Here is a 25,093-nt window from a genome sequence, read left to right as displayed (position 1 = left end):
TTCCCGGTTAATCAGCCAATCTGGTATAATGGGCGGTATCGGAGGGGATTATTTATGAACAAATTTATAACAGGAACCATCGTTGTCTTGGGGCTAGCGCTCGGTTGCGGGGAAGCCACCACGGCGCAAGCGCAGGCCAAAGCCAAATGGACGCCCGGCACACCGAAACAACTGCGCGGCGTCTGGTATGCCAAGCCACGCGTACAGCACCTAGGCCACGACACAACGGAGGTCACGAACAACGCGATAATCTTGATTCCCAAGTGGCTGTACGTGATGTACGACTACGGCACCCACGACTATGGCGGCAATCGCCTGGCCTACAAGAAAGTCGGTCAGGCCTACCGCTTGCGGTCCTACGACAGCGTTGAGAAAACGTGGGCCTACACCAAGCTCCAGCGTCAGGGGAAGACGTTGAAGCTACAAAAGTATGGGACGCGCAAGGCCGGGAAAGCCTTTAAGTCTCACGCCGGCCACACCTACCAACTGCAATACAAGCCAAAATTAAGTGTCAGTGTTTTAACCCGCAAGTAAGTGAAAGCGCCTGGGACAAAACTCATAACTCACGTATTGAAAAGGACTGTTCCGAGAAATCGATGATTTCTCGGAACAGTCCTTTTTTGAATCTTATGTATACACAGAATGAATAAGTAGACTCAAGGCATATGCCTAGTGTCAACCAGCCCTAGCAGTTAAAACCCGAGCCTAACTATGCTAAAATTACTATACGAGTACGCTTCACAGGAGGTGCCACTATGCAATTTACAGATAAATTTAAAATGACTAAGCAGCAAGCACAGTTTTTTGCTAAAAAGAACCTGGTCAACTTGATCTACGCGACTTCCAAATTTGAAGGCACGCGTGCCACGTTACCTCAGACGCGGACCATTGTTGAAGGGATGTCAGTGTCAGGTATCTCAACGGACGACATCACTACTATCGTTAATTTGAAACGTGGTTGGCAATTTGTTATCGACAATCAGCCTCCCTATTCACTGACTGTCAGCAATGAGATCAATCGCTTGGTCGCCCAAGCAGATTCGCTTGATCCCGGTCATATCCGTACAGGTAATGTCACGTTAGACGATACGGAATACGTTCCTGATATTCCCGATGAAGCACAGGTCCCCAAATTGATCAACGCGGCTTTGGCGCAAAACAAAACGCAGACCGAATGCCTGCTGGATCTATTGCTGTTGATGATGCGCAGTCAGTTTTACTGGGATGGCAATAAGCGTACGGCATTTTTAACCATCAACTATCTAGCCATCCCCATGGGAATTGGTATCATCACCGTCAACGAACAGCAATTGGAAACATTCAACGAGTTGTTAGCCCCATTTTACGAAACTAATGACGATCGACAACTGAAAGACTGGTTGTACGCTAATTGCATTCACGGACTCGATTTAGCTTAGGACACGGCAAGGGAGTGGGTACACAAAAATCGAGCCTGGGGGGTTGTCCCAGACTCTTTTTTTGCACCCATCTACTTGCCTTGAAGCTTATCCAATCGCGGCGCAATCACGCTCGCCCACATGCTCTTCAGGAGCGCGTAGGCCAAAATAACGCCGACCAAGGCGCTCATGAAGAAACTCGGCAGAAACAGCCAGACGGCCCCGGTCGTGCCCATCAACCAGGCAGCCACGGGATAGGCCACGAAAGCGCCAATCACGCCCGACCCCAGCAGTTCACCACAGACGCCGGCCAGGAGCTTCCCCGTTTTCTGGAAGAGCCAGCCGCTAAGAAACGCGCCAATCATACTGCCGGGAAAGGCCAACACCGTACCCGTCCCGATGATATTGCGAATCACCGAGGTCAAAAAGGCCTGCGCCAAGGCCCACCACGGCCCCAACAGAACCCCAGACACCACGTCAATCAAATGCTGAACCGGGGCAACCTTGGCGACCCCAATCGTAAAGGAAAACACACTCCCACCAATCACGGCCAACGCCACCAACATGGCGGTCAGCGTCATCGGATACACTTTCTTGGACATTCTCGTCACACTCCTACTGCAAATTCACCAAAAAAGCCCCGTTCCCCCACGACGACGGCTCCCCTGGCATTTCCAGCAGACCGACCACTTTCCTACGCGAGTCTTAGCTCAACAGGTTCAAAGGGATTGGCACGTGTCCATCTCAGCCGACTGGCACCCCTAGTGTCTTTTTCAGTTAATCTCGACTATACCGGGTGTAAAAATTAAAAGCAACTCATAATATGCTGGACTGATTTAACATTAATTGGATTATCTCTCACATCAAACGACAGACTGGTATACTAGGCAATGGAGGGGATTATATGTTCAAAAAGATCGTTGTCTTAACCGTTTTAACACTGTCTGCTATCCTACTATTGCCGACCGCGGCGCACGCGAGTCAATACGTGACGACCGACAGCTACAGCTTGTCGCGGCCATCCTACTACCATAACCGGGATGTCCAGACGCATTATTTGTGGAATCAACAGCACACGGCCAAACTACATAATACGAAATACTTTCCGCACACGACCTGGGTCGCCCAAAAGACGGCGCTGCTCCAGCATGGCACGCACGTGGCCCGTTACTATTACGTGGTCAGTAAAAACAAACGGACCGCGGGCTGGATCTGGCACGGCTTTCTAAAGTCCGGGACTTACCGCAAGCAGGTGCTCACCACCGATGGGCTCAGCCTTTCAACGGCCCTGAACGCCACCGACCAGAATCAGCTCGAGGTTTTTGCCATTAAGCAGTTGCAAAAGGATGGTTATGAAAACAATAACCACCTCGCGATGATGTATGACTACTACAGGTCCAACCACCTGACGCCCGAACAAATGTCCATGGCCGCCGTCATTCAGCTCGTGCGAATCAAGAACTTAGACGCCGATAAAATTACGACGGTCAATCTCCCAGCTATCACAAATCTAGCAGCCGCAATTGACCCCCAGCATCACAACGCCAAATTGGAAACGATGGGCCAGGGCCAACTGGGCCTCAAAATCGTCGCCAGCGTTGAGAAAGCGCTAGTTGCCAACCACGATACGACCTACGTTTTATACCCAACGGCTAGCGGTAACCTGACAAATGGCCAGATTTCCTTCACGCTATACCTTTACGAGTGATAACTAAAACAACACCTGCCACAAATTAAAGCGCGCTCAGGCTCAAAACTGAACGCGCTTTTTACTATAGATAGTTATTTTAGAACACCACTCTATCAACCCACAACCACAAGTTTCAGTTCCAAACCCGTGTCAGCCGCAGGGCTGGGAAAACTGGGCCGGTCGTGGGAGTGACCAGAGGCGCGCCAAGGTGCCAGGCTGTGTCGATGGTCTTAGCTGAGGTTTCCCACTCAGCTTAGAGCATGGGACAACCTTTGAGACCGCTCCTCAGGCTCAAAGTTGAGGTGGAAGCCCGCTCTTCGGCTGGAACCGACCCCACAGCAGGGCGCCTTGAGCGCGCCGCCGGGAACGGACACGACCAGACCAGTTTTCACCAGCCCGGAGGCGCCGGAAACACCCGTTTAGAACTCGATTAACTTGTGGTGGATGGCGTAGCGGACTAGCTCGACGTGCGACGTCAAATCCAATTTCCGCATAATACTAGCCTTATGCGCCTCCACCGTCTTGGTCGTGATATTCAGCTTAGCCGCCACTTCCTTGTTGGAGTACCCCAGCGCCACCAGCGGCATGACTTCCCGCTCCCGTTTGGACAACGGACTATGGCCCCACAGATTGGTCTTATCCACGTCCGTGAGGATATTCTTGATGTCGGACTTCAGCAGGATCACGTTCTCATCCACGTAATGCCGGCCGTTCACGATGGTCGTGATGGCATTGATGATTTCACTATCCGGCGAACTCTTCAGGACGTAGCCGGACGCGCCGTTCTTAATGGCCTGGTCCACGTAATCCTCTTCGCCGTGCATCGACAAAATTAAAATCCAGATTTTCGGGTACTGGCTGTGAATCCTCTTGGTCGTCACTAGGCCACTTTCACCCGGCGGCATGCTCAAATCCATGATAATCATATCAATATCGCCCTGACCAGCGCGCACAAACGTGTCATTGCCGTTGGCCGCCTCCGCGACGACTTGGTAATCCGGCTGATCATCCACGATGGCTTTCAGGCCCGACCGCACGATTGCGTGGTCGTCCGCTACTAAGACTTTATACATGTTGAAGGCTCCCCTTACTCGTGCAGACTGGAAATTTAACCGACACCGTGGTCCCCACGCCTGGCGTAGATTCCAACTGGAAAATCCCACTCAATGACTTGATGCGTTCGTGCATATCGCTCAAGCCTAGGGAGTGGCCGTTAAATTGCGAATGTTTAGCCACGTCAAACCCGTCCCCGTCATCAATAATTTGGAGGGTAATAAAGTGGTTGTGCTCAACCAATAAGAGCATAATCTCCTGCGGGTTGGCATGCTTCACGGCATTGTTGATGGCCTCCTGGGCGACCCGGTACATCGCACTTTGAATCGCCGACGATAGCTGTTCCGGCTTGGCATTACCGCCAACTGAAATCGCGATGCCGGTCGTGCTCTGCAGACGCGTAGCCAATGACCGCAACGCCGCGAACAAGCCAAAATCGTCCATGACTGACGGCCGTACCGCCAGCGCCATGTTCCTGACCTCGGCCAGGGTGGCCTGGAGTTGTTTAGTAATCGCTTCGGCCTGTTCTTGCCGTTCAGCCGGGCTGAGGTCACAGTTGGCCAACCGTTTGACCCCGGTCGTCGCAAAGTACAGGCCTTGGGCCACGTTGTCGTGAAGGTCCGCCGAAATCTGATGACGGTCTTCCTCGTTGGCCTTGACCACGTAGCGACTGATTTCTTCATTTTGGGCCAGTCGGAGTCCCCGATTGACTGAACTACAGCTCTTTAACGTTAAGGAGGAGATATGTTGGCGCAGGTCCAGGGCCTTGTAAAACATCAAGTAGCCTGCGTCCACCGAGTCATCCTCAGCGGCCAGGACCGGCACCACGACTTCTCGTGCCTGTTTGGCGATTTCACAGGTTGGGCAATCCGTTACGGGTCGTCCCTGTTGATTGACCGCCGCGTGGCCAATTTCATATAAGTAATGTGGATAAAAATTCAATTTTTCTTTCAAACACCGCGCTGCCTGATTACACGCTAGCATCTCATCTTCTTGGAATAAAATAATGGCAACGGGGGCGTTTTCAAAGTAACGAGTGATCCACTTTTCGTTCTCATTCAAAGCCCATCCTCCTTGTCCTATTTTGGTTTAATCTTTAAATTATGTTCACTGCCGTTAATTGGTTATCGTCACAATTATTTAGCAGGATACCTACTACAACTGTAGTATAACATACTGTCAGTAAAGCGTTTTCAGTTTCCGGACAAACTTAATCTTCAGACAGCAAAAAGGCCGACTTTTCGCAAAAAGTCGACCTTTCTTCGTTGGTTCTGACACCTAACCAACTCTATTTATTCTCCGCCAACTGCCGGTTGAATTGACACTTCAACGCCGCCAGCTTAACTTCGATGACTTCATTTTGATTGATGCGGGTGAAGGCCAGCGTCTCATCCATGAGGCGTTGAATCGTCGCCGGTTGTTTACCTTGGTTGACCGCGTTTTGCGTGGCCAAGAACTTCAGGCGGGGCAGGTAATACGTGACCCGCTCGTCGGAACACAGTTGCACGCCGGTGTCGATCAGTTGATTGCTCAGCCGATACTTGTCCTGGCCCGCATAGAAGTCCGCCGTGAAGAAGATCAGCGTCAACATCCGCAGGTAATACTGATTGGGTTCATCCAGATGGTCGTCCGGGTGGTACGCCTTGATGTGTTGATAGACCTTGTCAAAGTAGAAGTCCGCCTGCTGGGTCTCCTGGTGCCGCGCGTACATGATGCCCGACCCCAGAAAGGCTAGCTGGGTAAAAATCGTTTGGTGACGTTCGTCCAGGTCATTTAAAATCTGGGCGAAGTCGAAGAGAATCTTATCCGGCTGCTGATTGACCAGCGCATTCACACACCCACGCAGGTAACAGAACTGCATCTTTACGTTGATCTCATCAATTTGGTTGGGCTTGAACTTCGCCAACCGTTTCAAAACGCACTGATAATTCTCCATCATCAGTTCCTTTTCAATATTGTCCAGGTCGTGCCGCAACTGCACCGCAGTCTCCGCACTTTCCTGGTAGAGGTCATCCACCGTGAGGCCCAAGCGCACGCACAGCTTGCTGAGAATCGACAGCGACGGAACGCGGTTATTATTTTCAAATTTACTGAGCGTCGCCTGCGTGCAAATTCCCGTACACAGCTTGACCTGCGAAATTTTGAGGGCCTTGCGGCGAGCCACAAAGATGCCAATATTCATATCAACTCACCCTATTCATGAATGCCTAAAGCTACCTTGGCGTAGCGGGTCATCATGCCCATATTCCACGCCGGTTCCCAAATCAACTTAATGTCACAGTGCTCGATGCCTTCAACGGCCGTGACCACCTGAATAATCGCTGCATCCAGCGCGTTACTCAGCGGGCACCCCATCGTGGTCAACGTCATGTCGACCTCACAAGAATCGCCATCGACGTGCACGCCGTAGATCAAGCCTAGGTTGACCAAATCAATGCCCAGTTCTGGGTCGATCACCATTTCCAAGGCCTGCATGACGCTGACCTCAGCCGGTGACAGTTGTTTTGCTTCATCCATCTGTGGTGAACCTCCTTTGCTTGAGCTCCGGCCTAGCCGATAGCTCCTTCCATTTCAAAACTGATCAAACGGTTCAATTCGACCGCGTATTCCATTGGTAATTGCTTGGTGAACGGTTCCACGAAGCCCATGACAATCATTTCCGTCGCCTTGGCTTCCGAAATGCCCCGACTCATCAGGTAGTACAGCTGTTCCTCAGAAATCTTCGAGACCTTGGCTTCGTGTTCCATGGAAACGTTGGCATTAGAAATTTCATTGTACGGAATCGTATCGGACGAGGACTGGTCATCCATGATGATCGTGTCACATTCCACGTGAGCCTTGGACCCATCGGAGTGACGGCCAAAGCGCACCGTCCCGCGGTAGTCGGTCGAGCCCCCGGTCTTGGAAATGGACTTGGAGACGATGGTACTCGACGTGTTCTTGGCGTTGTGAATCATCCGCGCACCGGAGTCCTGGTGAATATTGTTGCTGGCAACGGCGATGGATAACATGGTCCCCCGAGCACCCTCACCGTTCAGGTAAACGGAGGGGTATTTCATGGTGACCTTGGAACCTAGGTTGCCGTCGACCCATTCCATCGTGGCGTTCTCGGCAGCGGCAGCCCGCTTGGTTTCCAGACTGTAGACGTTGTTCGACCAGTTCTGAATGGTGGTGTAGCGGCAGTAAGCATCCTTTTCCACGTTCACTTCAACGACCGCGGCGTGCAGGCTATCCGACGAGTAATTCGGGGCGGTACAGCCTTCCACGTAGTCCACGCGAGCGCCGGGTTCAACGATGATCAAGGTCCGTTCGAACTGTCCGGAGTTTTCGGAATTCAACCGGAAGTAGGACTGGATCGGCGTCTTCGTTTGCACACCCTTCGGCACGTAAATGAAGGAGCCACCGGACCAAACGGCCGCGTTCAAAGCGGCAAACTTGTTGTCGGTTGGCTTGACCAATTTACCAAACCACTTCTTGAACAGTTCCGGGTATTCGCGCAAGGCCGTGTCGGTATCGGTAAAGATGATACCGAGCTTGGCGAAGTCGTCGCGCATGTTGTGATAGACCACTTCTGATTCGTACTGGGCAGAGGACCCGGCCAGGTATTGACGTTCGGCCTCGGGAACCCCCAACCGATCGAAGGTCTTCTTCAGGTCAGCGGGCACATCGTCCCAGTCCCGGTACTTCTTGTCGGTCATCTTTTGGTAGTACAGCATATCTTTCAAATCCAAGCCGGACAGGTCTGGCCCGTACTTGGGCATCGGCAGCTTCTTGTAGATTTCGTAAGCCTTCAGCCGGTAATCCAGCATCCACTTGGGTTCCTTCTTGGCGGCGGAAATGTCCCGCACGGTCTGTTCCGTCAGGCCCCGGCCCGTAGAATAGGCGGGCTTGATATCATCGTGGAATCCGAATTCATAGTCCTTATCATCGACCACTTCTTCTGGCATGTCTGGCATTATGCTTCCTCCTCATCTGTGGGCGCGTCTTCTTCAAGTAATGCCCGTTGTAAGGCCCACCAAGCTAGCGTTGCGCACTTGATTCGAGCCGGAAAACTCATGATACTGGATAAAATGGCGGCATCCCCTAATTCATCAAGGTCTGCTTGCGGGTGCTTCGTGCCCATGACCATGTCGGAAAAGGTCTTGGCCATGCGCAGCGCGGTTTCTTTATCCTTGCCCATGACGGCGTCGGTCATCATGCTGGCGGACGACTGGCTAATCGTGCAGCCATCGCCGCTGAAGCCGATATCCGCGATTTGATCTTGGTCATCCAATTTGATGGATAGATTGATCACGTCCCCACAAGTGGGATTTTTTAAGGTAATCGTATTCGTACTCGTCTGTAAATCGTGTTTGTGACGCGGATGATCCGCGTGATCCAGGATAACTTCCCGGTATAAACTGTTAAGCTTTGACAGCCCCATGGTTGAAGAACTCCTTTGTTTCGGCCAGGGCGACTAACAACCGGTCAGCGTCCTGCTGGGTATTGTAGAGATAGAAGCTAGCCCGGGCGGTCGCAACCAACCCGAGGTACGTCATCAACGGCTGTGCACAGTGGTGTCCGGCCCGAACGGCCACACCCTCCATGTCCAGCGCCGTGGCGATGTCGTGGGGGTGAATGCCCTTCACGTTAAAGGCAATCACACCAGTATGTTTAGCGGGATCGTGGGGACCGTAAACCTCGAGGTCGGGGTCCGCCACCAATTTCGGTAATAAGTAATCGACAATGGCTTGTTCGTGGGCTTCGACGTTGGTCATGCCCACGCTGGTCAGGTAATCCACCGCGGTGCCTAAGCCCACGGCGCCGGCGATGTTTTGCGTGCCGGCTTCAAATTTGTACGGTAACTGCGCCCAGGTACTGTCCTGTTGGTGCACGAAGTCAATCATTTCCCCACCGTATTGGTAAGGCGGCATGGCTTCGAGCAGCGCCCGTTTGCCATACAAGGCCCCAATCCCGGTTGGGCCCATCATCTTGTGGCCAGAGAACGCGTAGAAATCCACGTCCAAGGCTTGGACATCGACTGGTAGATGCGGCGCGGCTTGCGCACCGTCACCCACAATGATGGCGTCGTGTTGGTGGGCCAACTTTGCCAATTCGGCCAACGGATTGATCACGCCCATCACGTTGCTAGCGTGGGCGATAGCTACAATCTTGGTCTTGTCGGTGATTTTGGCGGCGGCATCGGCCATGTCGAGCTCGCCATCGGCCGTCAAGCCAATGTACTTCAGCGTGGCGTGCTTCTTGATGGCCAACTGTTGCCATGGAATCAGGTTGCTGTGATGCTCCATGATGGAAATCACGATTTCATCGCCCGCCTGAATGTTGGCCTCGCCATAGGTGCTGGCGACCAGGTTCAGGCCATCGGTCGTGCCCTTGGTGAAGATCACTTCTTCGGGTTCGGCGGCGTTGATAAATTTTTGCACCTTCCGCCGGGCATTTTCGTAATCTTCCGTGGCCCGTTCGGCTAACGTGTGAACGCCCCGGTGAACGTTGGCGTTGTCCGTTTGGTAGAAGTGAACCAGGCTATCGGTAACCGCCGTGGGGCGTTGCGCCGTCGCGGCATTGTCTAAATAAACCAGTTGTTCATCGTTTACTTTTTGATCCAAGATGGGAAAATCTTGGCGTACATCTAAGTTTTTAGCGGCCATTTTCAAGTTTCCTTTCAATGATCTCAACTAACTGGCTCCGCACGGCCTTGGCTGGAATCGCGCTCAAGACGGCTCCCAGGAAGCCCCGGATAACCAAGCGTTCCGCGGTTTCTCGCCGGATGCCCCGACTCATTAAGTAGTAGAGTTGTTGTTCGTCGACCTGCCCCACACTAGCGGCGTGACCGGCCATGACGTCATTTTCATCAATCAAGAGAATCGGGTTGGCATTTCCGTGGGCGTTGCTGGACATCATCAGTAAGCGATTTTCCTGTTCGGCTTCGGAGCCAGCAGCGCCGTGAATGATGTCGCCGATCCCGTTGTAAACCAGTTCGGAATCCTCCAGGATGACCCCACGCTGTAGGATATTCCCGTTGGTGTGCTTCCCGCGGTTGGTAATTTTGGTGTTCACACCCATCCGTTGGTCGTGGTCGGTGATGGCAATGACCTTGGCATCCGCGCGGGAGCCGACACCGTTCAATTCGGTATCGAAGTTCCCAATCGTGTTGCCTTCGTTCATGAAGCCGACCGCCCAGTTAACGGACGCATTGTCGGCGGCGTAGGCCCGACGTTCCACGTAAGCCAGCGTCTTGCGTCCCAGTTCATCCAACGTTGCCACCGTGACGTGACTATTCTCGTCGGCAATGACTTCCATCAAGCAGTTGGCCAGGTTGGCGTTTTCCCCGACCGTGGTCAGGTGTTGGCTGACAGAGACTTCCGTGTTGCGGCCGGCAACGACCAGCACGTGCGAGTTCAATGGTTGGTCCAACGTGTTGTCTTGAATCAATTGGATGTCAATCGGTTCACTGATGACGACGTTGTTGGGTACGTAGAGGAAGACCCCGGCGTTCAAGTAGGCCGTGTGGTAGCTGGCCAAACGGTTTTCGTTGGCCTTCATCGCCTTGGTCATAAAGGCTTCCTGAACCAAGTCCGGGTAGTCCTTGACCGCCGTGAAGAAGTCGGTCAGCACCACGCCTTGTTCCTGGAGTTTCTCTGGTAAATTGACCCGCACCGTGGTCTGGCCCACCTGCACGATTTGCACGGGTCCGTCAGCGACTTGCGCGAGGTCCCGTTTGGAATCGGCCCACTGCAGGTTACCGGGCATTAAGTCCCAGTCACGGTAGTTGAACCGTTGAACCAATGGCATGGGTAAGTCGGCCATTTGGTCTAGTGCCGCCAACCGCTTGTTGATCAGCCAGCTGGGTTCATTGTGTTGCTGGGCAGCAGTTTGAACAGCCGTTGCCGCTTGAGTTTGCGTTTGCATGGTATCCAATCTTGCCACCCCCTAGTTTTCATCCACGAGTGCCACGTCAATGTCCAAGTCGTCCCGCAAACCGGCGTAGCCTTCCTTTTCCAACCGCTTAGCCAATGAGGCATCCCCGGTCTTCACGATGCGGCCACCCATCATGATGTGGACCACATCAGGCACGATGTAGTTCAACAGGCGTTGGTAGTGGGTGATGATCATGGACCCGAAGTTGTCGCCACGCATGGCGTTAACGCCTTTGGAAACGACCTTCAGCGCATCGATGTCCAGCCCGGAATCAATTTCATCCAGCAGGGCAAAGGATGGTTGAATCATTAAGAGTTGGAGAATTTCGTTCCGTTTCTTTTCCCCACCCGAGAAGCCTTCATTCAAGTAACGTTCCGTCATGGCTTCACTCATGTCCAGAATCGCTAAGTTCTTGTCTAACATCTTTAAGAAATCCATGACGGAAATTTGGTCATCCTTAGCCCGCCGTGCATTAACGGCGGCGCGCAGGAATTCAGCGTTCGTGACCCCTTGGATTTCAGCGGGGTATTGCATGCCTAAGAACAGGCCTTTACGTGCCCGCTCATCAACCGGCATATCCACGATGCTCTCGCCGTTCAAGAGAATATCACCCTGAGTAACGTGGTAAGATGGCTGGCCCATGATTGTCTGAGACAACGTTGATTTCCCGGTACCGTTGGGCCCCATGATGGCGTGGATTTCACCAGTCTTCATGGTTAAGTTAACCCCTTTTAAGATTTCCTTAGCCGTTTGATTTTCTTCATCGGTCACTTCAACGTGTAAGTCTTTAATTTCTAGTGTTGCCATTATCCATCAACCTCCGTTAGTTATGAAATTCACTGTTGTGGCGTTTTTCATTGCGGTCTTGTGCGGTTTTCACAAATTATGCCCGCATATTCCGGAAAGTGTGCAATTTTATGCCTGGGGCTATTCCGCTTTAGACCGCCCTTTGTAAGCGCTTGACATTATTATAGGCAGAATATTCCTGGAATAATATTAGGCATTTCCCTAATATATGTGAAAGTGCTTACATGGTAAGCTAGACCCATCAAATGAATTAACCTGCTTTTGGTGTCTGGGTCAAACCTTTAGTCTTTGACAGCGCCTCCGGGCCGGTGAAAATGGGCCGGTCCGTGCTGAGCGTTCCCGGCGGTGGCCTCAAGACGCCCTGCTGTGGGGACCGGCTCCAGCCTGAGAAGCGGGCTTCCACCTCGCCTTGAAACCTCGCTACAAACCGCGAGTTTCCAAGGTCGTCCCGTGCTCTAAGCTGAGAAAATCACTCAGCTAAGACCACCGACACAGCTGGTCATCTTGGTCCACCTCTGGTCACTCACACGGCGCCCATTTTCACCAGCCCTGCGGCTAAGACTAGTTTGGCCCGTCACCAAGGCGGTTCCTGCAATTGATGGGTAGCTGACCATTCCATTGGTTGGCTGTGTTCCTTCTTCTATCACTTAACTATTATTCCGGCTGTGCGCTTAGATCACATAATTTGATGGCGGCTTAGCCATTACTTAATCTCGCGCGCAGCTGCTTACCTGAATGATGTAAAACATAAGCTTGCTGATTACACCTGTCTCACCTATATAATTGCGGCAGAACTGGAAATCCAGTACCGCATAACCAGCTAATGACTATCAAGCATAGATTGCTGATAGATGTATAAAACCGGTGCTGGTTAAATCCGTGTTAGCCGCAGGCAGGGTGAAAATGGCTTCAGCCGTGGGAATGTTCTTAGCCGCGTACCTTGCGGGTTAGAACATTGGTGTCTTTGAAACTCGCTCCTCAGAGGTTCAAAGCATCCCAGAGACCGCCCTTTGGCTCTGGGTGTCCGCCCACCGCGTTCCGAGCCAATCTTCACCGAGGCTAACCAGAAACCAGCGGTAATCAAATGACACGCAAACCCGGTGCTGGTTAAGCCTGTGTTAGCCGCAGGCAGGGTGAAAATGGCTTCAGCCGTGGGAATGTTCTTAGCCGCGTCCTTTGCGGGTTAGAACATTGGTGTCTTTGAAACTCGTCTCCTCAGAGGTTCAAAGCATCCCAGAGACCGCCCTTTGGCTCTGGGTGTCCGCCCACCGCGTTCCGAGCCATTTTTCACCCTGCCGGAGGCGAATCAAAGTTTAACCAGCAAAAACCGTTTAAAGACTTAATTTGAAAGGCCTGATGATAATGCAACTCCGTTATTCAGAATCAGCCTATCCAATCGTAACTGTCGAACAGATGGCGACCCTTGATGGCCAGACCGCTCACCGACTACATAACCTCGGCATTCACCCTGGCAGCCAGCTGACCGTGCTCCGGCAATATCCGTTTCACGGCCCCGTCATCGTTGAATTCGATCAGCAGAAAGTTGGGATTCGCTACGTTGTTTTCAAAGCACTCTTAGGGGGACACTAGCATGACAACCGTTGCCCTTTTAGGAAATCCAAATACTGGCAAGACCACGCTATTTAACGAGTTGACCGATAAATATGCCTACGTTGGTAATTGGGAAGGGGTCACCGTTGACAAGAAGATGGGGAAGATTCGCCACTCTGAAATGGTGGTGGTCGACCTCCCCGGCATCTATTCCCTCACGCCAATCACCAAGGACGAGGCCGTCGCCTGCAACTACTTGCTAAACGACTCACCCGACATGATTTTAAACGTCACCAACGCCAGCCAGCTGAAACGCAACCTGTTGCTCTCGATTGAGCTGTTGGAATTCGGCCGCCCGGTGGTGCTCGCCTTAAATATGATCGACGATTTAAAGGCAAACGGAGTCACCTACGACTTCGACGAGCTGGCTAAACGCTTGGGCTGTCAGGTCCGCGCGACCAATGCTCGGAAGAAATCGGGGCTGGACCAACTCCGCCAAGAACTGTTGGCCACGCCGCCGGAAACGACCGCGCCCCTGCACCTGGCCTATCCCGCTACGGTTCAGGACGCCATCGCCACGGCCACGCAGCAACTGGTTGCCGACGATCAATTGACGCCGACCTTTGCCAACTGGCTGGCGATTCAGTTCATGAACCGTAACCAAATCGTCCGCCGCTACGCCAGTAAGCACCAATTGCAACCCCTCCTGACGCAGCAGGACGCTTACGACAAACAGGACTTTGAGGAACAAATCTTTCAAACGCGACTGGCCTTCATTGATGAAACGCTGACGGCCACGACCAAGTATCTACACGAGGTCTCCAACGCCAATTTGACGGCGAAGATTGACCGCATCGTCACCCATCCCCTGCTGGGACTCCCCATTTTCGTGGGTATATTCCTGTTAATGTTCAAGCTGTCCTTCGACTGGATTGGGACACCGCTGTCGGACGTGATGGATGCCTTCATTTCCGGGCCACTGTCCGCGACCGCCAGTCACTTTCTGACCAGCGTTGGGGCGATGCCGTTTCTGAAATCCCTAATCGTTGACGGTATCATCGCCGGCGTTGGTGGGGTGCTCAGCTTCATTCCCCAGATTTTCGTGTTGTTCGCGTGCATTTCCATTCTGGAAGATTCTGGCTACATGGCCCGCGCCGCGCTAGTGACCGACCGGCTGATGCAACTGATTGGGCTCAACGGTAAGGCCTTCATTCCGCTGATCATCGGCTTCGGCTGTAACGTCACGGGGATCATGGCCGCGCGCACGATTGAGCAACCCAAGGAACGGCTGGTTACCACGCTGATTTCACCATTTATGAGTTGTTCGGCCCGACTCCCCATCTATGGGCTGTTCGTCGCCGCCTTCTTCGACCGGAACCAGGCGCTGATCGTGCTCTCCCTCTATTTCCTGGGGATTGCGCTGGCGCTATTCATGGCCAAGATTTATCAGTGGGTGTTTAAAGTTAAAGAAAATTCCGTCTTCATTATTGAGCTGCCGAAGTACCACATGCCCCGGCCGGACATCATCGCCATGGGCACCTGGGAAAAGGGCAAGGGCTTCATCCGCAAGGCCGGCACCGTCATCTTTGGCGGCACCGTGCTCATCTGGCTGTTGTCCAACTTGGGACCGGCCGGCGTGGTGACCAACATCGACCAGAGTTTCTCCGCCATGATTGGCCGCTTCGTCCTGCCCGCCTTTGCCCCAATCGGCATCACCTCGTGGCAAACGATCAGTGCCCTGATGACCGGGATTCTGGCCAAGGAAGTCATCAGTTCCAGCATGATTGTGCTCTTCCATTTGAGTGGTCAAACTGGTTTGATTGCCACCTTCAGTTCCCTGTTCACCCCGTTGTCTGCCTACGCCGTCCTGGTCTTCATCCTGATCTATGCACCGTGCTTTGCCACCTTGGCGACAATCAAGGCCGAAACCAATTCGACCAAGTGGGCCGTTTATTCCGTGGTCTCCAACACGGTAATTGCCTACCTGGTCGCGATGATCATCTTCCAGGTCGGGTCGCTGTTCATTTAAAAGGAGCGCTTAGCCATGTCAATCCTGATTAATAGCGTTATCGTCATTGCCATCATTGGTGGCGCCGGGTTCGTGCTGTACCGGCATTTGAAAAAGTCCAGCCAGGGCAGCTGCCCGGCGTGCGAGTACGATTGCCCCGCCAAACAACAACTGAAAAAGCACCAAGCCGAAAAACACGTGTCGTAATGCGCTACGCCGGCGGACGACCGGTGCTCCCAGCCTATGGGGACCGCCCGAAGCCTAAGAAACGGTCTTCGCGCTCGCGCTAGAGCCTCAAAGTACAGAGTCTCCAGCACGTCCAGTGGTGTAAGCCGACCCAGAACGTCGACAAACGCCACGAACACAGGCTTCCGCACCGGTCGCCCGCCAGCTACGCTAACACTAGTTTTTCGGTTGCGCCTTTTCATCGTTGGCGGTCAATGTACTTGTGCCGCTGTCCTCATTACTTAATCTGTCTTCCTCCAAATAGTTATCGGTCGCGATTCCTAATCAAATGGAATTACGACCTATTTTTTTGATTATCTTCCGCGTGTAAGCGCTTCAAATCAAAAAAACGCCAATTTTTCAATAAACAGCCATGGTTTGACCCATACAAATCAAAAAATCCGTCATTTTTAAATAAACAGCGACGGTTAGACCCATACAAATCAAAAAAACGCCTTTTTTAAATAAACAGCGACGGTTAGACCCATACAAATCAAAAAAACCGCCTTTTTTCAATAAGCAGCTGTGACTAGACCCATGTAAATCAAAAAATCCATCCTTTTTCAATAAGCAGCTGTGGCTAGGCCCATGTAAATCAAAAAATCCATCCTTTTTCAATAAGCAGCTGTGGCTAGGCCCATGTAAATCAAAAAATCCATCCTTTTTCAATAAGCAGCTGTGGCTAGGCCCATGTAAATCAAAAAATCCATCCTTTTTCAATAAGCAGCTGTGGCTAGGCCCATGTAAATCAAAAAATCCATCCTTTTTCAATAAGCAGCTGTGGCTAGGCCCATGTAAATCAAAAAATCCATCCTTTTTCAATAAACATCAACGGTTAACACCCGCGTAAATCAACCGTTTTTCCATTAATGCTACGATTAAGCTGATACCCTATTGGACGACATTCTTCCAGACAACAAAGGGTCGTGACCCCTAATTTTAGGAAATCACGACCCTTTCTGTTAGTAATCAACATTCACGTAAAGCTTCTGTTCACGCAACCTGACCAGCTGTGTTGGTGGTCTTAGCTGAGTAATTTTCTCAGCTTAGAGCACGGAACGGCCTTGGAAACTCGCGGTTTGTAGCGAGGTTTCAAGGCGAGGTGGAAGCCCGCTTCTCAGGCTGGAGGCGTTCCCCACAGCAGGGCAGGTTGAACCCGCCGCCGGGAACGGACAGCCGCCGTCACGACTCATTTTCACCATCTCGGAGGCGACCATTTAGCCGTTGGAGCTGCTGCTGGTAATTCAGAAATAGGCCGGTAAACTTGCCATCGCTGGCCGGATTCCACGGTTTGGGCGTCCCGCAGTAATGCAGAATCACCGTATTGGCCATGACCCAGTGAATCTCATGCTGATTCAGGCTGCGCGTCTGGTACATCAGGTATTTGCGCGTGTCGTAGTTCCAGATTTCCTCAGAAATTTCCAAAATGTCTGGCCCATACAGAAAGTTCAAGATATCCTGATCCGGTAAAATTAGCTCGCTTTCATATTTCTCAATCGTCTGCGTGATGTCGCTCAGCTTAATCTTGGCCCGCGCTTGGTCCAGATCAATGACCAGCACACCCGAATTAAAATAACTGGTCGTCGTGCCCAGCCGCAACTGATTGACGCTGTCCATGAGATTGGTCACGCCACGGTGAACGGCGGCCGCTAACATGTGACCCGCTAAATCTAACGTCCATAGTGGCCGTAAATTGTTAATCACCAACAAGTCCGGGTCTAAATAGATGACCCGCTTCACTGATTTCGGCAAGATCTGTCCACTCAAGAGGCGGAAATACATTTCCCGCGGATAGCGTTTGATCAAGGGCACCCCGGCCGTGAAGTCCGCCGTCACCCGTTCGGCGCTCAGCTCCCAGCCAAACGCCGTGGTCAGCTGCCGCACAGACGCCACCTCATCAGGCGTCAGACTGGCATGCACCAGCCACAAATGCATCCGCTCTCCGGGATTATTGGCATGTACTGAGTACAGCATGACCTTCAACGGTTCCAAGTACCCTGAGTTTAACGTGACCAGCAAATTAATTTCATCCGACAAAATTTCCACCGACTTCCGATTGAATTTACTTCTATTAAATCACGTTTACCATCTATTTTTGGCCCGGACGACTTACAAGTTGTACCACACCTTGTTACGTCATATTTATTAGTGGCCGACAGCGCTCCACAAGATTGCCTAATCTCGAAACGCAATCTTACTTAGGACTCGGCCTACACAGAAAAGCCACCCACCACACCATGTCAGAACTTGGGTTACGCGCCCTAACACATCCCAGCCGAGAGGGCGGTGAAAATGGGTTCAGCCATGGGAATTCTCTTAGTGGCGCTCTTTGCCGCTTAGAGAATTGGTGTCTTTGAAACTCGCTTCTCAGAGGTTCAAAGCATCCCGGAGACCGCCTTTTGGCTCCGGGTGTCCGCCCATAGCGTTCCGACCCATTTTCACCGCCCGGCAGAAATGCTCCCTACGCTGAAAAATAGTCCCCCACGATCAATACCCGAGGCAAAATTGTGTTTGGGGCCCGCTCCACTCCAGCCGTGAGGGCGACAAAAAATGGGTTCAGCCGTGGGATTTACTGAGCGGTCAGCTCAGTAAATGGCGACTTTGAAACTCGGGCTATGAGGTTCAAAGCGAGGTCGAAGACCGCTCCTCAGGCTTCGGCCGTCCTGCCCACCGCGTTCCGACCCATTTTTTGTCGCCCGGTAGGCGCTGACAACGACTACCCCCAGCCCCAAACCCAATTATGCCATCTGAGGGATTGGGGCGCATATTGGTGGGAATAATTTGCTGCCAGTATTTTATGCCAAAATAACATGGAAAAGTTTTGCCCAACCACCATTAATTACCGCAATCGCTGATAATTCAAGCTTTCTCCCCGCTTTCGCCACCTCAACTATTAGGCAAAACCCTCAATTATGCCAAATGACGGGTGTTTTGCCTATATACAAATGTATATAGAAACCGCTCCCAAACGCGAATATCGGCCAGAATTCTCGGGAATTTTTTACCGTCACCCCTGGACATGGTATTCTCTAGTTGTTCAAGGCACGTGAAAGAAATAACAAGGTACATAACCAAACTTATACCGACCGTCACGCGCCTCATCATTATGGCAATCAACCAAATCAAAAAAAGATAGTGAGGGTATCAGCATGACTAAAAAATACGAAACAGAAGCCCCAGGATACACTATGACTACGGTAATGGAAGAAGCAGCTCGTTGCTTGCTCTGCCACGACGCCCCATGTTCCAAGGCCTGCCCCGCTGACACTGATCCAGCACGTTTCATCCGCAGCGTGCGCTTCAACAACGTTAAGGGTGCTGCCGAAACCATTCGGGAAAACAACGCCTTGGGTGCCATTTGTGCCCGGGTTTGCCCAACTGAAAAGTACTGTGAACTGGCTTGCTCACGGACTGGCATCGACTGCCCTATCGATATCGGTGGGATTCAACGTTACGTCACCGACTTCGAACAAGCTGCCAAGATGGACATCCTGAAGCAAGGCAAGTCCAACGGCAAGCACATTGCCATCGTTGGTAGCGGCCCTTCTGGCTTGCAAGTTGCTACGACCATGTTGACCAAGGGTTACGCCGTTGACATTTACGAAAAGAATGAAAAGGCCGGCGGTTACTTAACCTACGGCATCCCAGAATACCGTTTACCAAACGATATCGTGGAATACGAAATCAAGCGGATCATCAACTTGGGTGCTAACATTCACTACAACACCACGGTTGGCGATGACATCATGATGGACGACTTAAAGGCCAACAATGACGCCGTTGTCGTAGCCGTTGGTGCTAGCGAAAGTAAAGTTCTTCCTATGTTTGCCAACAACGAAAACGTTGAAACGGCCGTTGGCTTCCTGGCTCGCGTTAAAGAAGCCAAGGGGAACATCACCGACTTACCTGAAAATGCCGTTGTTATCGGTGGTGGGGACGTTGCGATGGATGTTGCCACGACCTTACGCCGCTTAGACGTGAAGAACGTGACCGACATGGCTTACGAAGAATTTGACGAATTCAAAGCTTCCAAGAAGGAACTCAAAGGCACTCGTGAAGCCGGCGTCACCATCGTTGATGGCTACGTTCCAACCGCTGTAAACGGCAATGAAGTCACCTTCAAGCACCGTCACATCGACAGCGAAATGACCATCAAGTCCAACAAAATCATCCTCGCCGTTGGACAACGCGTTAACGCTGCTAACCTGAACATCACCATCGACAAGCACGAAGAAGTTCCTTACGCTGGTTACGGCACTGCCGATCCAAAGGTCTTCGTTACTGGTGATATCGCACAAGGCGACAAGACCGTTGTCTGGGCCGTTCGTAAAGGTAAAGAAGTCGCAGAACAAATCGACAAAATGATTATGGACAAAGACAAAGAAGCAGACTTGGTAGGAGGTAACGAATAATGATTAAAAAAGACTTATCCGTAGATTTCTTAGGCGTGCATTTTGAGAATCCTTTCCTCCTATCCTCTTCTCCCGTAGGCAACTGTTACGAAATGTGTGCCAAAGCCTTTGACGAAGGCTGGGCCGGCGTTGCCTTTAAGACGATTGGACCAAAGCACTTTAAAGTTGACGAAGTTTCGCCACGGTTTGATGAATTAACCAAGGAAGGCACCCCATTCGTTGGGTTCAAGAACATGGAACAAATTGCCGAACATCCCTTGGAACAAAACCTGCATGACTTAAAGAAGTTAAAGGAAAACTACCCAACCAAGATCATCATCGCCTCCATCATGGGGACCAACGAACAAGACTGGGAAGAATTAGCGCAATTAGTCACCGAAGCCAAAGCCGACATGATTGAAATGAACCTCTCTTGCCCACAGATGACCTCCCACGACATGGGTTCTGACGTTGGGACCAACCCTGAATTAGTTAAGAAGTACTGTGCCGCCGTTCGCCGCGGATCTGATTTACCAATCTTAGCTAAGATGACGCCAAACATCACCGACATGGTTCCTGCTGCTAAAGCCAGCATGGACGGTGGCGCTGACGGGATCGCCACTATCAACACGGTCAAGTCCATCGCCAACTTGGACATCGACCGCAAGACGGCCTTACCAACGGTTGACGGCAAGGGTTCCGTCTCCGGGTTCTCCGGGAAAGCCGTTAAGCCAATCGCCTTACGCTTCATCCAACAATTACGTGAAGCTGCCGGCATGGAACAATTACCAATCTCTGGGATCGGTGGGATCGAAACTTGGCAAGACGCCGCTGAATTCCTCCTGTTAGGGGCAACCACCCTTCAAGTTACCACGTCCGTTATGCAATATGGTTACCGGATCGTTGAAGACATGAAGAACGGGTTAATGCACTACATGGAAGAACAAGGAATCGACCACCTGTCAGAAATCATTGGCGCTGCCAACAAGAGCATCGTGCCCGTTGACTCTCTGAACCGGGATTACAAAGTTTACCCTAAAATTGACTGGGACAAGTGTATCGGTTGTGGCCGTTGCTACATTTCCTGCTTCGATGGTGCGCACCAAGCTATCCAATGGAATGAAGAAGCTCGCCGCCCAACAGTTGATATCGACAAGTGTGTCGGCTGCCACCTGTGCAACCTGGTCTGCCCGGTTGGCGCCATCTCAACTGGTGAAGTTGTGATGAAGCCTGGTCGGGAAGGTAATCCAGAAGACATTAAGATTGAGTCACCACGCTTGACTCATTTCTAAAAAATTAAGCGCGTCACGCCTGCTTGCCGGGGGATTTAAAAAAATGATTGAACGCGGGGCGTGACGAACCCCGAATGAGGCTGGGCCAAAACGTTATGTTTGGGTTCGGCCCCATTTTGGGTTTAAACGTTTTACCTAAAGTCCTTGCGCGGTTCTGCGTAATTCTGTACACTAGAGCAATACGCAGAATGGAAGCGCTAACTAGCAAAGGGGATTACACTCATGAAAATTAGTAAAAAAGTTTGGTTCGACTCCATTGGGGTCGGTGGCTTTACCATCGTTTACAGTCTAATCATGACGGGCTTTTCACTGTGGATGGGTGCGGCAGCCTTCATTGCCGTTTCCTATTTCTTCGGCGCCGGCTTCCCGAAGGATAAGATTTGGAATATCATGTTGAGCTTCTGCCTGGGCCTCATTTGGGGGCTGTTGGCATTCTCACTGCTGCACGTGTCCTGGATTTCCGGCTTGGTCGCTTCCTCAGTGATGTTTGGGATTCTGACCTTCGCCGCCCTCTTCCTGCAGGGAACCATCCTGCCGTTCACGGAAGTCCCGGCTTGGCTGATTACTTGGGGGACGACCATGCTGATTATCTCCAACATCACCATCAAGAGCTGGCCAATGTTCTGCTTCGAACTGTTGGCATCCATGTTCATGGGAATCTTCGTGATTGGGTACGCGTCAGACTACTTTAACAAGATTATGTTCAAGTTCTTCCCGGAAAAGGAAGCGGACAAGAACGGTAAGCACCACGACGATACCGCGGATAAGAGTGAACCTGAGGACCAGATGAGTTAACTTTATAGTCCAATAATAAAGACCTGAGACTGACGATTGGCCAGTGCTCAGGTCTTTTTGATGCCACTTAACTTTTCGCGTTCTTTGCCAAAGTAAACGTTGTCTCCGCCCAGTGCAGGCTATTTGGTAATCCACGAAAAATATCAACTGGACACCTGTTTGCTTTTTTACGATATCTCTTTAAATCTATTCCTTAATCAAGGCTGGCAATTCTGCTTACTAAGCTTCTCAACCTAGCTTCTCATGAATCGTAAACGTGGCCTCTGCTCGATACGAGCCATCTGCCAAACTCCCTGTTAAATGGCAGTGATTCTTGTTTCGCTCTAAATGAACCGAGACCCGTCCTAAATCACCTATCCAGCGTGGTGTGAAATAATACTGGGCATCGTCTTCCTCTTCCGTTCCATCAAAAACAAGTGCAACGCTATCTTCGACAATCAGCCAAAGCGCTTGCGCAAGCTCCCAATAAGCATTGTAACCCTGCTCAGTGACATCGGTCATCTGGAACTCACGCGTAACCCCCTTGGCAGTCACCGTGGCCAACAAATCGGTCATCAAGAAGCCATACTGACTACGACGAAAGATTTCCTGATCCATTGAGAAATAAACACGATAGGTTGTTGTTAAGTCGCGATTCATACAAACCAACAAGTATTCCGTCATCCCAGCCTTATTTTTCGATAAGATAGTCAAACTCGCTGGTAGCATTAGGTCACTTTCTAAAAATTCGTTTTGCTTTTCACTAACATCGTTCTTTTTCAATGCAGATGGTATCACTCGCGTTGAAATAATCTGCCAAAGGAAATCTGCTAACCGATTGTAGGGTGCAAAATTCCCCTCAAGTCGGTAATCTGGACAGGATAATTCGATTGGACCAACTACCAAACTCCTAGTACGTTCAGCTCGAATTTTCTTGAGCGTGCCATTAATAATCATTTCCTATACGCCCTCCCCTCTGAAAAAATCATCTTTGCTATTTCTTTTGCCCAATTGTAGACCATATGAGCTGCTCTCATTTTATGATTAACCGTTCACTTCGTTAGACGGTTACCTCGCTTACCACCTAAGGATAGCTCTCAGTACAAAAAAGCCGCCACCTACTAGCGACGACTTGCATTAAATTATCTAATCAAGCTTAGCACAATAGGTCATACTCAGAACGCATTTCGCACTCCCAGATGTGTTTATGACTAGCCAATAACAAATAACACTTTTTTTCGGACATTAAGATAGGTGGGCGTATCTAGAGACGTAATGTACTTGATATGTCGCTTATTAAAATCAAGCGTTTGAAATTGTAATGGGTTAATAAATCCATCAATTTCATCAATATCATTGGAAATTGGTATCATGAACCCAGCCGACCGAATGGCGTTATTAGCCGCATGCGTAATTGGACAAACAACAACCAGGTTGGTCAACTTACTGTACCCACTATGACTCAACACTAACGCTGGTCTTCTTTTCTTTATTTCATGACCAAGCGCTGGATCAAAATCCATCCAAACAATATCTTGTACCTCTGGAATATAATCAGTCATCTTCCGGAACCTCGTGACCTACCATGTGTCCGGAAAATGCCTCTTTTTGTGAAAAATCGTGTGTTGCCACAAACTTAGAATCTAAAAATGGGTTTGGTGTCTTAGGCGTATAAATGATCTGACCATCTTGTCCCTCATAAACTTCGTATTCAGGTGCCGTTTCAATGCTACTGGGTACTGTCAACACAGTAGAACTCCCTACTTTACGTGCTTTGATTGTCATTCTGACCACTCCTTTCGCCTTATATATATCAGTATATATGCAAACTACTATTTTGCAAGCACTACGCTTCAGCTATCCCATATTTAAGATAGATTATTTAGACCGCCTCTCTCTCAGCACGAAAAAAGCCGCCACCAACCGGCGACGACTTTCCTTAAATCTCATTCATTTTAACCCACCAACCGGCGAACGCTACCGTTGAACCGGCTCTTCCAGTGGCTATCATTTAAGCTAGAAATCCCGACACCACCAGTATCTGAGCTTGGTGAGTCGTGCAGGAAGACCTTGTTGCCCAAGTAAATGGCAACGTGACAGTTAGGCCCTTCAGCCTTGTCGTTGAAGAAGAAGATGTCCCCACGCTTCATATTCTTCGGCTTAATCTTTCGGCCCATGTGGATCAGCGTGTAGGTCGTGCAGCTGGACGTTGGTCCTAAGCGCACGCCAGACTTGGCGTAGATCCAGTGGATAAAGGATGAACAGTCAAAGCGACGAGCTGCGATGCTGGAACTGGTCCGGCCGCCGCCCCACAGGTACTTGGACTGACCAACCAGTGCGGAACCCGTCTTGATGGCCTTTTCAACCTTCTTGATGTTTCCCTTGAGGGCCTTTTGGTCCATGGTCATGTACTTGGCACGAATCCAGTAATTCTTGTCGCCAACGTTGATCCGGTAGTACCCAGACTTGGATGGCGTGGTGTTCAATTCGACCCGCTTATCCACGTGGTACCAGTGGCCGACGAGGTTCTTGGTGCTGGTACTCCCAGTCACCTTGGCCCCCTTCAGTCCCTTAGGCTTATTGTAGAGCAAAATGTGTTTCTTATTGACCTTCATGGTGTAATTCATTTTGTTGAAATAACGAACCCATTTGTAAAAGGCATCCTGACGAATCCACCCCCGGTTAGTCTTGTAGAAGACCCCGTGACCGTTCTTAGCAATCCGGCTAACCTTGAAATGGTGCTTGTACTCGTATTTAGCCGATGCGGACTTCTTCATCCCCGTCTTGTACATCTTCTTGTAGAAGCCGTACTTGGTGTGATACAACGTCTTGGTCTTGTTGATGGCCTTGTTGTAAACGACTTTATCCGCCGTGTTGCTGGCTTGGGCTGTCACTGGTTGGGCCGCAAATCCCGTGACCATCAAGCCGAGCGCAAAGAAGCCGCTCAATATGTACTTCACTTTATGCACTGTGAATCCCTCCTGATT

Annotated in this window: 25 protein-coding genes and 1 riboswitch; of the genes, 9 read left to right on the top strand and 16 right to left on the bottom strand. The window is 50.9% G+C overall.

Features of this window, described 5'->3' with window-relative positions; translation table 11 throughout:
• Positions 1-54 precede the first annotated feature (54 nt).
• Together EKM84_RS04415 and EKM84_RS04410 are read left to right on the top strand one after the other, a co-directional pair.
• Positions 55-534, top strand: a complete 480-nt coding sequence (locus EKM84_RS04415) for a hypothetical protein (protein WP_125764079.1) — start codon at positions 55-57, stop codon at positions 532-534.
• Between the two features lie 221 nt (positions 535-755).
• Positions 756-1,418 (top strand): Fic family protein, encoded by a 663-nt coding sequence (locus EKM84_RS04410; protein WP_125764077.1) that lies wholly within the window; start codon positions 756-758, stop codon positions 1,416-1,418.
• Positions 1,419-1,489: 71 nt separating this feature from the next.
• Here the strand turns inward: EKM84_RS04410 and thiW are convergent, their stop codons facing one another.
• Positions 1,490-1,999 carry an energy coupling factor transporter S component ThiW gene (gene thiW, locus EKM84_RS04405; protein WP_125764075.1) on the bottom strand — a complete coding sequence of 170 codons (510 nt, stop codon included), beginning with the start codon at positions 1,997-1,999 and terminating at the stop codon, positions 1,490-1,492.
• A 72-nt stretch (positions 2,000-2,071) separates the two neighbouring features.
• A riboswitch (TPP riboswitch) is annotated at positions 2,072-2,170 on the bottom strand.
• A gap of 131 nt (positions 2,171-2,301) precedes the next feature.
• Here thiW and EKM84_RS04400 point away from each other — a divergent pair.
• Positions 2,302-3,105: a hypothetical protein gene (locus EKM84_RS04400; RefSeq protein WP_125764073.1), complete on the top strand. Its 804-nt coding sequence runs from the start codon at positions 2,302-2,304 to the stop codon at positions 3,103-3,105.
• A gap of 401 nt (positions 3,106-3,506) precedes the next feature.
• On the opposite strand, the gene EKM84_RS04395 is transcribed toward EKM84_RS04400, so the two are convergent.
• The 9 genes from EKM84_RS04395 to sufC form a co-directional block, all read right to left on the bottom strand.
• The gene (locus tag EKM84_RS04395; RefSeq protein WP_125764071.1) at positions 3,507-4,160 is read right to left on the bottom strand and encodes a response regulator; all 654 of its coding nucleotides are present in this window, start codon (positions 4,158-4,160) and stop codon (positions 3,507-3,509) included.
• Complete coding sequence (locus EKM84_RS04390) at positions 4,153-5,202, bottom strand: sensor histidine kinase (RefSeq protein ID WP_125764069.1); 1,050 nt, start codon at positions 5,200-5,202, stop codon at positions 4,153-4,155. The genes EKM84_RS04395 and EKM84_RS04390 overlap by 8 nt, the downstream gene beginning before the upstream one ends.
• A gap of 226 nt (positions 5,203-5,428) precedes the next feature.
• A complete protein-coding gene (locus EKM84_RS04385) occupies positions 5,429-6,322 on the bottom strand; it encodes a helix-turn-helix domain-containing protein (protein ID WP_125764067.1) in 894 nt (297 codons plus the stop codon).
• Between the two features lie 11 nt (positions 6,323-6,333).
• Positions 6,334-6,657, bottom strand: coding sequence for a metal-sulfur cluster assembly factor (locus EKM84_RS04380; RefSeq protein ID WP_125764065.1), 324 nt, complete (start codon positions 6,655-6,657; stop codon positions 6,334-6,336).
• 32 nt (positions 6,658-6,689) lie between these two features.
• Positions 6,690-8,096 (bottom strand): Fe-S cluster assembly protein SufB, encoded by a 1,407-nt coding sequence (sufB, locus tag EKM84_RS04375; RefSeq protein ID WP_125764063.1) that lies wholly within the window; start codon positions 8,094-8,096, stop codon positions 6,690-6,692.
• Complete coding sequence (gene sufU, locus EKM84_RS04370) at positions 8,096-8,563, bottom strand: Fe-S cluster assembly sulfur transfer protein SufU (RefSeq protein ID WP_125764061.1); 468 nt, start codon at positions 8,561-8,563, stop codon at positions 8,096-8,098. The genes sufB and sufU overlap by 1 nt, the downstream gene beginning before the upstream one ends.
• Entirely contained in the window at positions 8,544-9,788 is a 1,245-nt protein-coding gene (locus EKM84_RS04365) for a cysteine desulfurase (RefSeq protein ID WP_125764059.1), read from the bottom strand. Before EKM84_RS04365 ends, sufU begins: the two co-directional genes overlap by 20 nt.
• Positions 9,778-11,049, bottom strand: a complete 1,272-nt coding sequence (gene sufD / locus EKM84_RS04360) for a Fe-S cluster assembly protein SufD (protein WP_125764415.1) — start codon at positions 11,047-11,049, stop codon at positions 9,778-9,780. Before sufD ends, EKM84_RS04365 begins: the two co-directional genes overlap by 11 nt.
• A 21-nt stretch (positions 11,050-11,070) precedes the next feature.
• Positions 11,071-11,865, bottom strand: a complete 795-nt coding sequence (gene sufC, locus EKM84_RS04355) for a Fe-S cluster assembly ATPase SufC (RefSeq protein ID WP_125764057.1) — start codon at positions 11,863-11,865, stop codon at positions 11,071-11,073.
• 1,362 nt (positions 11,866-13,227) lie between these two features.
• On the opposite strand from sufC, the gene EKM84_RS04350 reads away from it, so the two are divergent.
• Genes EKM84_RS04350 through EKM84_RS04340 form a run of 3 tightly spaced genes read left to right on the top strand, consistent with a single transcriptional unit; the run spans position 13,228 to position 15,631 of the window.
• The gene (locus EKM84_RS04350) at positions 13,228-13,455 is read left to right on the top strand and encodes a FeoA family protein (protein WP_125764055.1); all 228 of its coding nucleotides are present in this window, start codon (positions 13,228-13,230) and stop codon (positions 13,453-13,455) included.
• A 1-nt stretch (position 13,456) separates the two neighbouring features.
• Positions 13,457-15,445, top strand: coding sequence for a ferrous iron transport protein B (feoB, locus tag EKM84_RS04345; protein ID WP_125764053.1), 1,989 nt, complete (start codon positions 13,457-13,459; stop codon positions 15,443-15,445).
• Positions 15,446-15,460: 15 nt separating this feature from the next.
• Positions 15,461-15,631 carry a DUF1068 domain-containing protein gene (locus tag EKM84_RS04340; protein WP_125764051.1) on the top strand — a complete coding sequence of 57 codons (171 nt, stop codon included), beginning with the start codon at positions 15,461-15,463 and terminating at the stop codon, positions 15,629-15,631.
• Between the two features lie 378 nt (positions 15,632-16,009).
• Here EKM84_RS04340 and EKM84_RS04335 read toward each other — a convergent pair whose 3' ends face one another.
• Positions 16,010-16,471, bottom strand: coding sequence for a hypothetical protein (locus tag EKM84_RS04335; RefSeq protein WP_125764049.1), 462 nt, complete (start codon positions 16,469-16,471; stop codon positions 16,010-16,012).
• A 360-nt stretch (positions 16,472-16,831) separates the two neighbouring features.
• Positions 16,832-17,686, bottom strand: a complete 855-nt coding sequence (locus EKM84_RS04330) for a glycosyltransferase family 8 protein (RefSeq protein ID WP_125764047.1) — start codon at positions 17,684-17,686, stop codon at positions 16,832-16,834.
• Between the two features lie 1,112 nt (positions 17,687-18,798).
• Between EKM84_RS04330 and EKM84_RS04325 the strand changes: the two genes are divergently transcribed.
• From EKM84_RS04325 to EKM84_RS04315, 3 genes are all read left to right on the top strand, one after another.
• Positions 18,799-20,061, top strand: a complete 1,263-nt coding sequence (locus EKM84_RS04325) for an FAD-dependent oxidoreductase (protein ID WP_125764045.1) — start codon at positions 18,799-18,801, stop codon at positions 20,059-20,061.
• Positions 20,061-21,332: an NAD-dependent dihydropyrimidine dehydrogenase subunit PreA gene (preA, locus tag EKM84_RS04320; RefSeq protein ID WP_125764043.1), complete on the top strand. Its 1,272-nt coding sequence runs from the start codon at positions 20,061-20,063 to the stop codon at positions 21,330-21,332. The genes EKM84_RS04325 and preA overlap by 1 nt, the downstream gene beginning before the upstream one ends.
• Before the next feature lie 222 nt (positions 21,333-21,554).
• Positions 21,555-22,127: a DUF1097 domain-containing protein gene (locus tag EKM84_RS04315; protein ID WP_125764041.1), complete on the top strand. Its 573-nt coding sequence runs from the start codon at positions 21,555-21,557 to the stop codon at positions 22,125-22,127.
• A gap of 228 nt (positions 22,128-22,355) precedes the next feature.
• On the opposite strand, the gene EKM84_RS04310 is transcribed toward EKM84_RS04315, so the two are convergent.
• The 4 genes from EKM84_RS04310 to EKM84_RS04295 all read right to left on the bottom strand — a co-directional run bounded on the left by EKM84_RS04310 (position 22,356) and on the right by EKM84_RS04295 (position 25,075).
• Positions 22,356-23,063, bottom strand: a complete 708-nt coding sequence (locus tag EKM84_RS04310; protein WP_125764039.1) for a hypothetical protein — start codon at positions 23,061-23,063, stop codon at positions 22,356-22,358.
• 254 nt (positions 23,064-23,317) lie between these two features.
• Positions 23,318-23,668 carry a type II toxin-antitoxin system PemK/MazF family toxin gene (locus tag EKM84_RS04305; RefSeq protein ID WP_125764037.1) on the bottom strand — a complete coding sequence of 117 codons (351 nt, stop codon included), beginning with the start codon at positions 23,666-23,668 and terminating at the stop codon, positions 23,318-23,320.
• Entirely contained in the window at positions 23,661-23,891 is a 231-nt protein-coding gene (locus tag EKM84_RS04300; RefSeq protein ID WP_125764035.1) for an antitoxin of toxin-antitoxin stability system, read from the bottom strand. The genes EKM84_RS04305 and EKM84_RS04300 overlap by 8 nt, the downstream gene beginning before the upstream one ends.
• Before the next feature lie 170 nt (positions 23,892-24,061).
• Positions 24,062-25,075 carry a C40 family peptidase gene (locus EKM84_RS04295; RefSeq protein ID WP_125764033.1) on the bottom strand — a complete coding sequence of 338 codons (1,014 nt, stop codon included), beginning with the start codon at positions 25,073-25,075 and terminating at the stop codon, positions 24,062-24,064.
• Between the last annotated feature and the right edge of the window lie 18 nt (positions 25,076-25,093).

The organism is Levilactobacillus mulengensis, assembly GCF_003946045.1.
Lineage (GTDB): Bacteria > Bacillota > Bacilli > Lactobacillales > Lactobacillaceae > Levilactobacillus > Levilactobacillus mulengensis.
This window is presented reverse-complemented; position numbering and strand designations above follow the sequence as displayed.

Coding starts and splice junctions, on each gene's coding strand:
- EKM84_RS04315 (WP_125764041.1), top strand. CDS start 21,555: ATGAAAATTAGTAAAAAAGTTTGGTTCGACTCCATTGGGGTCGGTGGC.
- EKM84_RS04415 (WP_125764079.1), top strand. CDS start 55: ATGAACAAATTTATAACAGGAACCATCGTTGTCTTGGGGCTAGCGCTC.
- EKM84_RS04310 (WP_125764039.1), bottom strand. CDS start 23,063: ATGATTATTAATGGCACGCTCAAGAAAATTCGAGCTGAACGTACTAGG.
- thiW (WP_125764075.1), bottom strand. CDS start 1,999: ATGTCCAAGAAAGTGTATCCGATGACGCTGACCGCCATGTTGGTGGCG.
- EKM84_RS04300 (WP_125764035.1), bottom strand. CDS start 23,891: ATGACAATCAAAGCACGTAAAGTAGGGAGTTCTACTGTGTTGACAGTA.
- EKM84_RS04410 (WP_125764077.1), top strand. CDS start 756: ATGCAATTTACAGATAAATTTAAAATGACTAAGCAGCAAGCACAGTTT.
- EKM84_RS04385 (WP_125764067.1), bottom strand. CDS start 6,322: ATGAATATTGGCATCTTTGTGGCTCGCCGCAAGGCCCTCAAAATTTCG.
- sufU (WP_125764061.1), bottom strand. CDS start 8,563: ATGGGGCTGTCAAAGCTTAACAGTTTATACCGGGAAGTTATCCTGGAT.
- sufC (WP_125764057.1), bottom strand. CDS start 11,865: ATGGCAACACTAGAAATTAAAGACTTACACGTTGAAGTGACCGATGAA.
- EKM84_RS04395 (WP_125764071.1), bottom strand. CDS start 4,160: ATGTATAAAGTCTTAGTAGCGGACGACCACGCAATCGTGCGGTCGGGC.
- sufD (WP_125764415.1), bottom strand. CDS start 11,049: ATGCAAACGCAAACTCAAGCGGCAACGGCTGTTCAAACTGCTGCCCAG.
- EKM84_RS04350 (WP_125764055.1), top strand. CDS start 13,228: ATGCAACTCCGTTATTCAGAATCAGCCTATCCAATCGTAACTGTCGAA.
- EKM84_RS04325 (WP_125764045.1), top strand. CDS start 18,799: ATGACTAAAAAATACGAAACAGAAGCCCCAGGATACACTATGACTACG.
- EKM84_RS04380 (WP_125764065.1), bottom strand. CDS start 6,657: ATGGATGAAGCAAAACAACTGTCACCGGCTGAGGTCAGCGTCATGCAG.
- EKM84_RS04340 (WP_125764051.1), top strand. CDS start 15,461: ATGTCAATCCTGATTAATAGCGTTATCGTCATTGCCATCATTGGTGGC.
- feoB (WP_125764053.1), top strand. CDS start 13,457: ATGACAACCGTTGCCCTTTTAGGAAATCCAAATACTGGCAAGACCACG.
- EKM84_RS04305 (WP_125764037.1), bottom strand. CDS start 23,668: ATGACTGATTATATTCCAGAGGTACAAGATATTGTTTGGATGGATTTT.
- EKM84_RS04365 (WP_125764059.1), bottom strand. CDS start 9,788: ATGGCCGCTAAAAACTTAGATGTACGCCAAGATTTTCCCATCTTGGAT.
- preA (WP_125764043.1), top strand. CDS start 20,061: ATGATTAAAAAAGACTTATCCGTAGATTTCTTAGGCGTGCATTTTGAG.
- sufB (WP_125764063.1), bottom strand. CDS start 8,096: ATGCCAGACATGCCAGAAGAAGTGGTCGATGATAAGGACTATGAATTC.
- EKM84_RS04400 (WP_125764073.1), top strand. CDS start 2,302: ATGTTCAAAAAGATCGTTGTCTTAACCGTTTTAACACTGTCTGCTATC.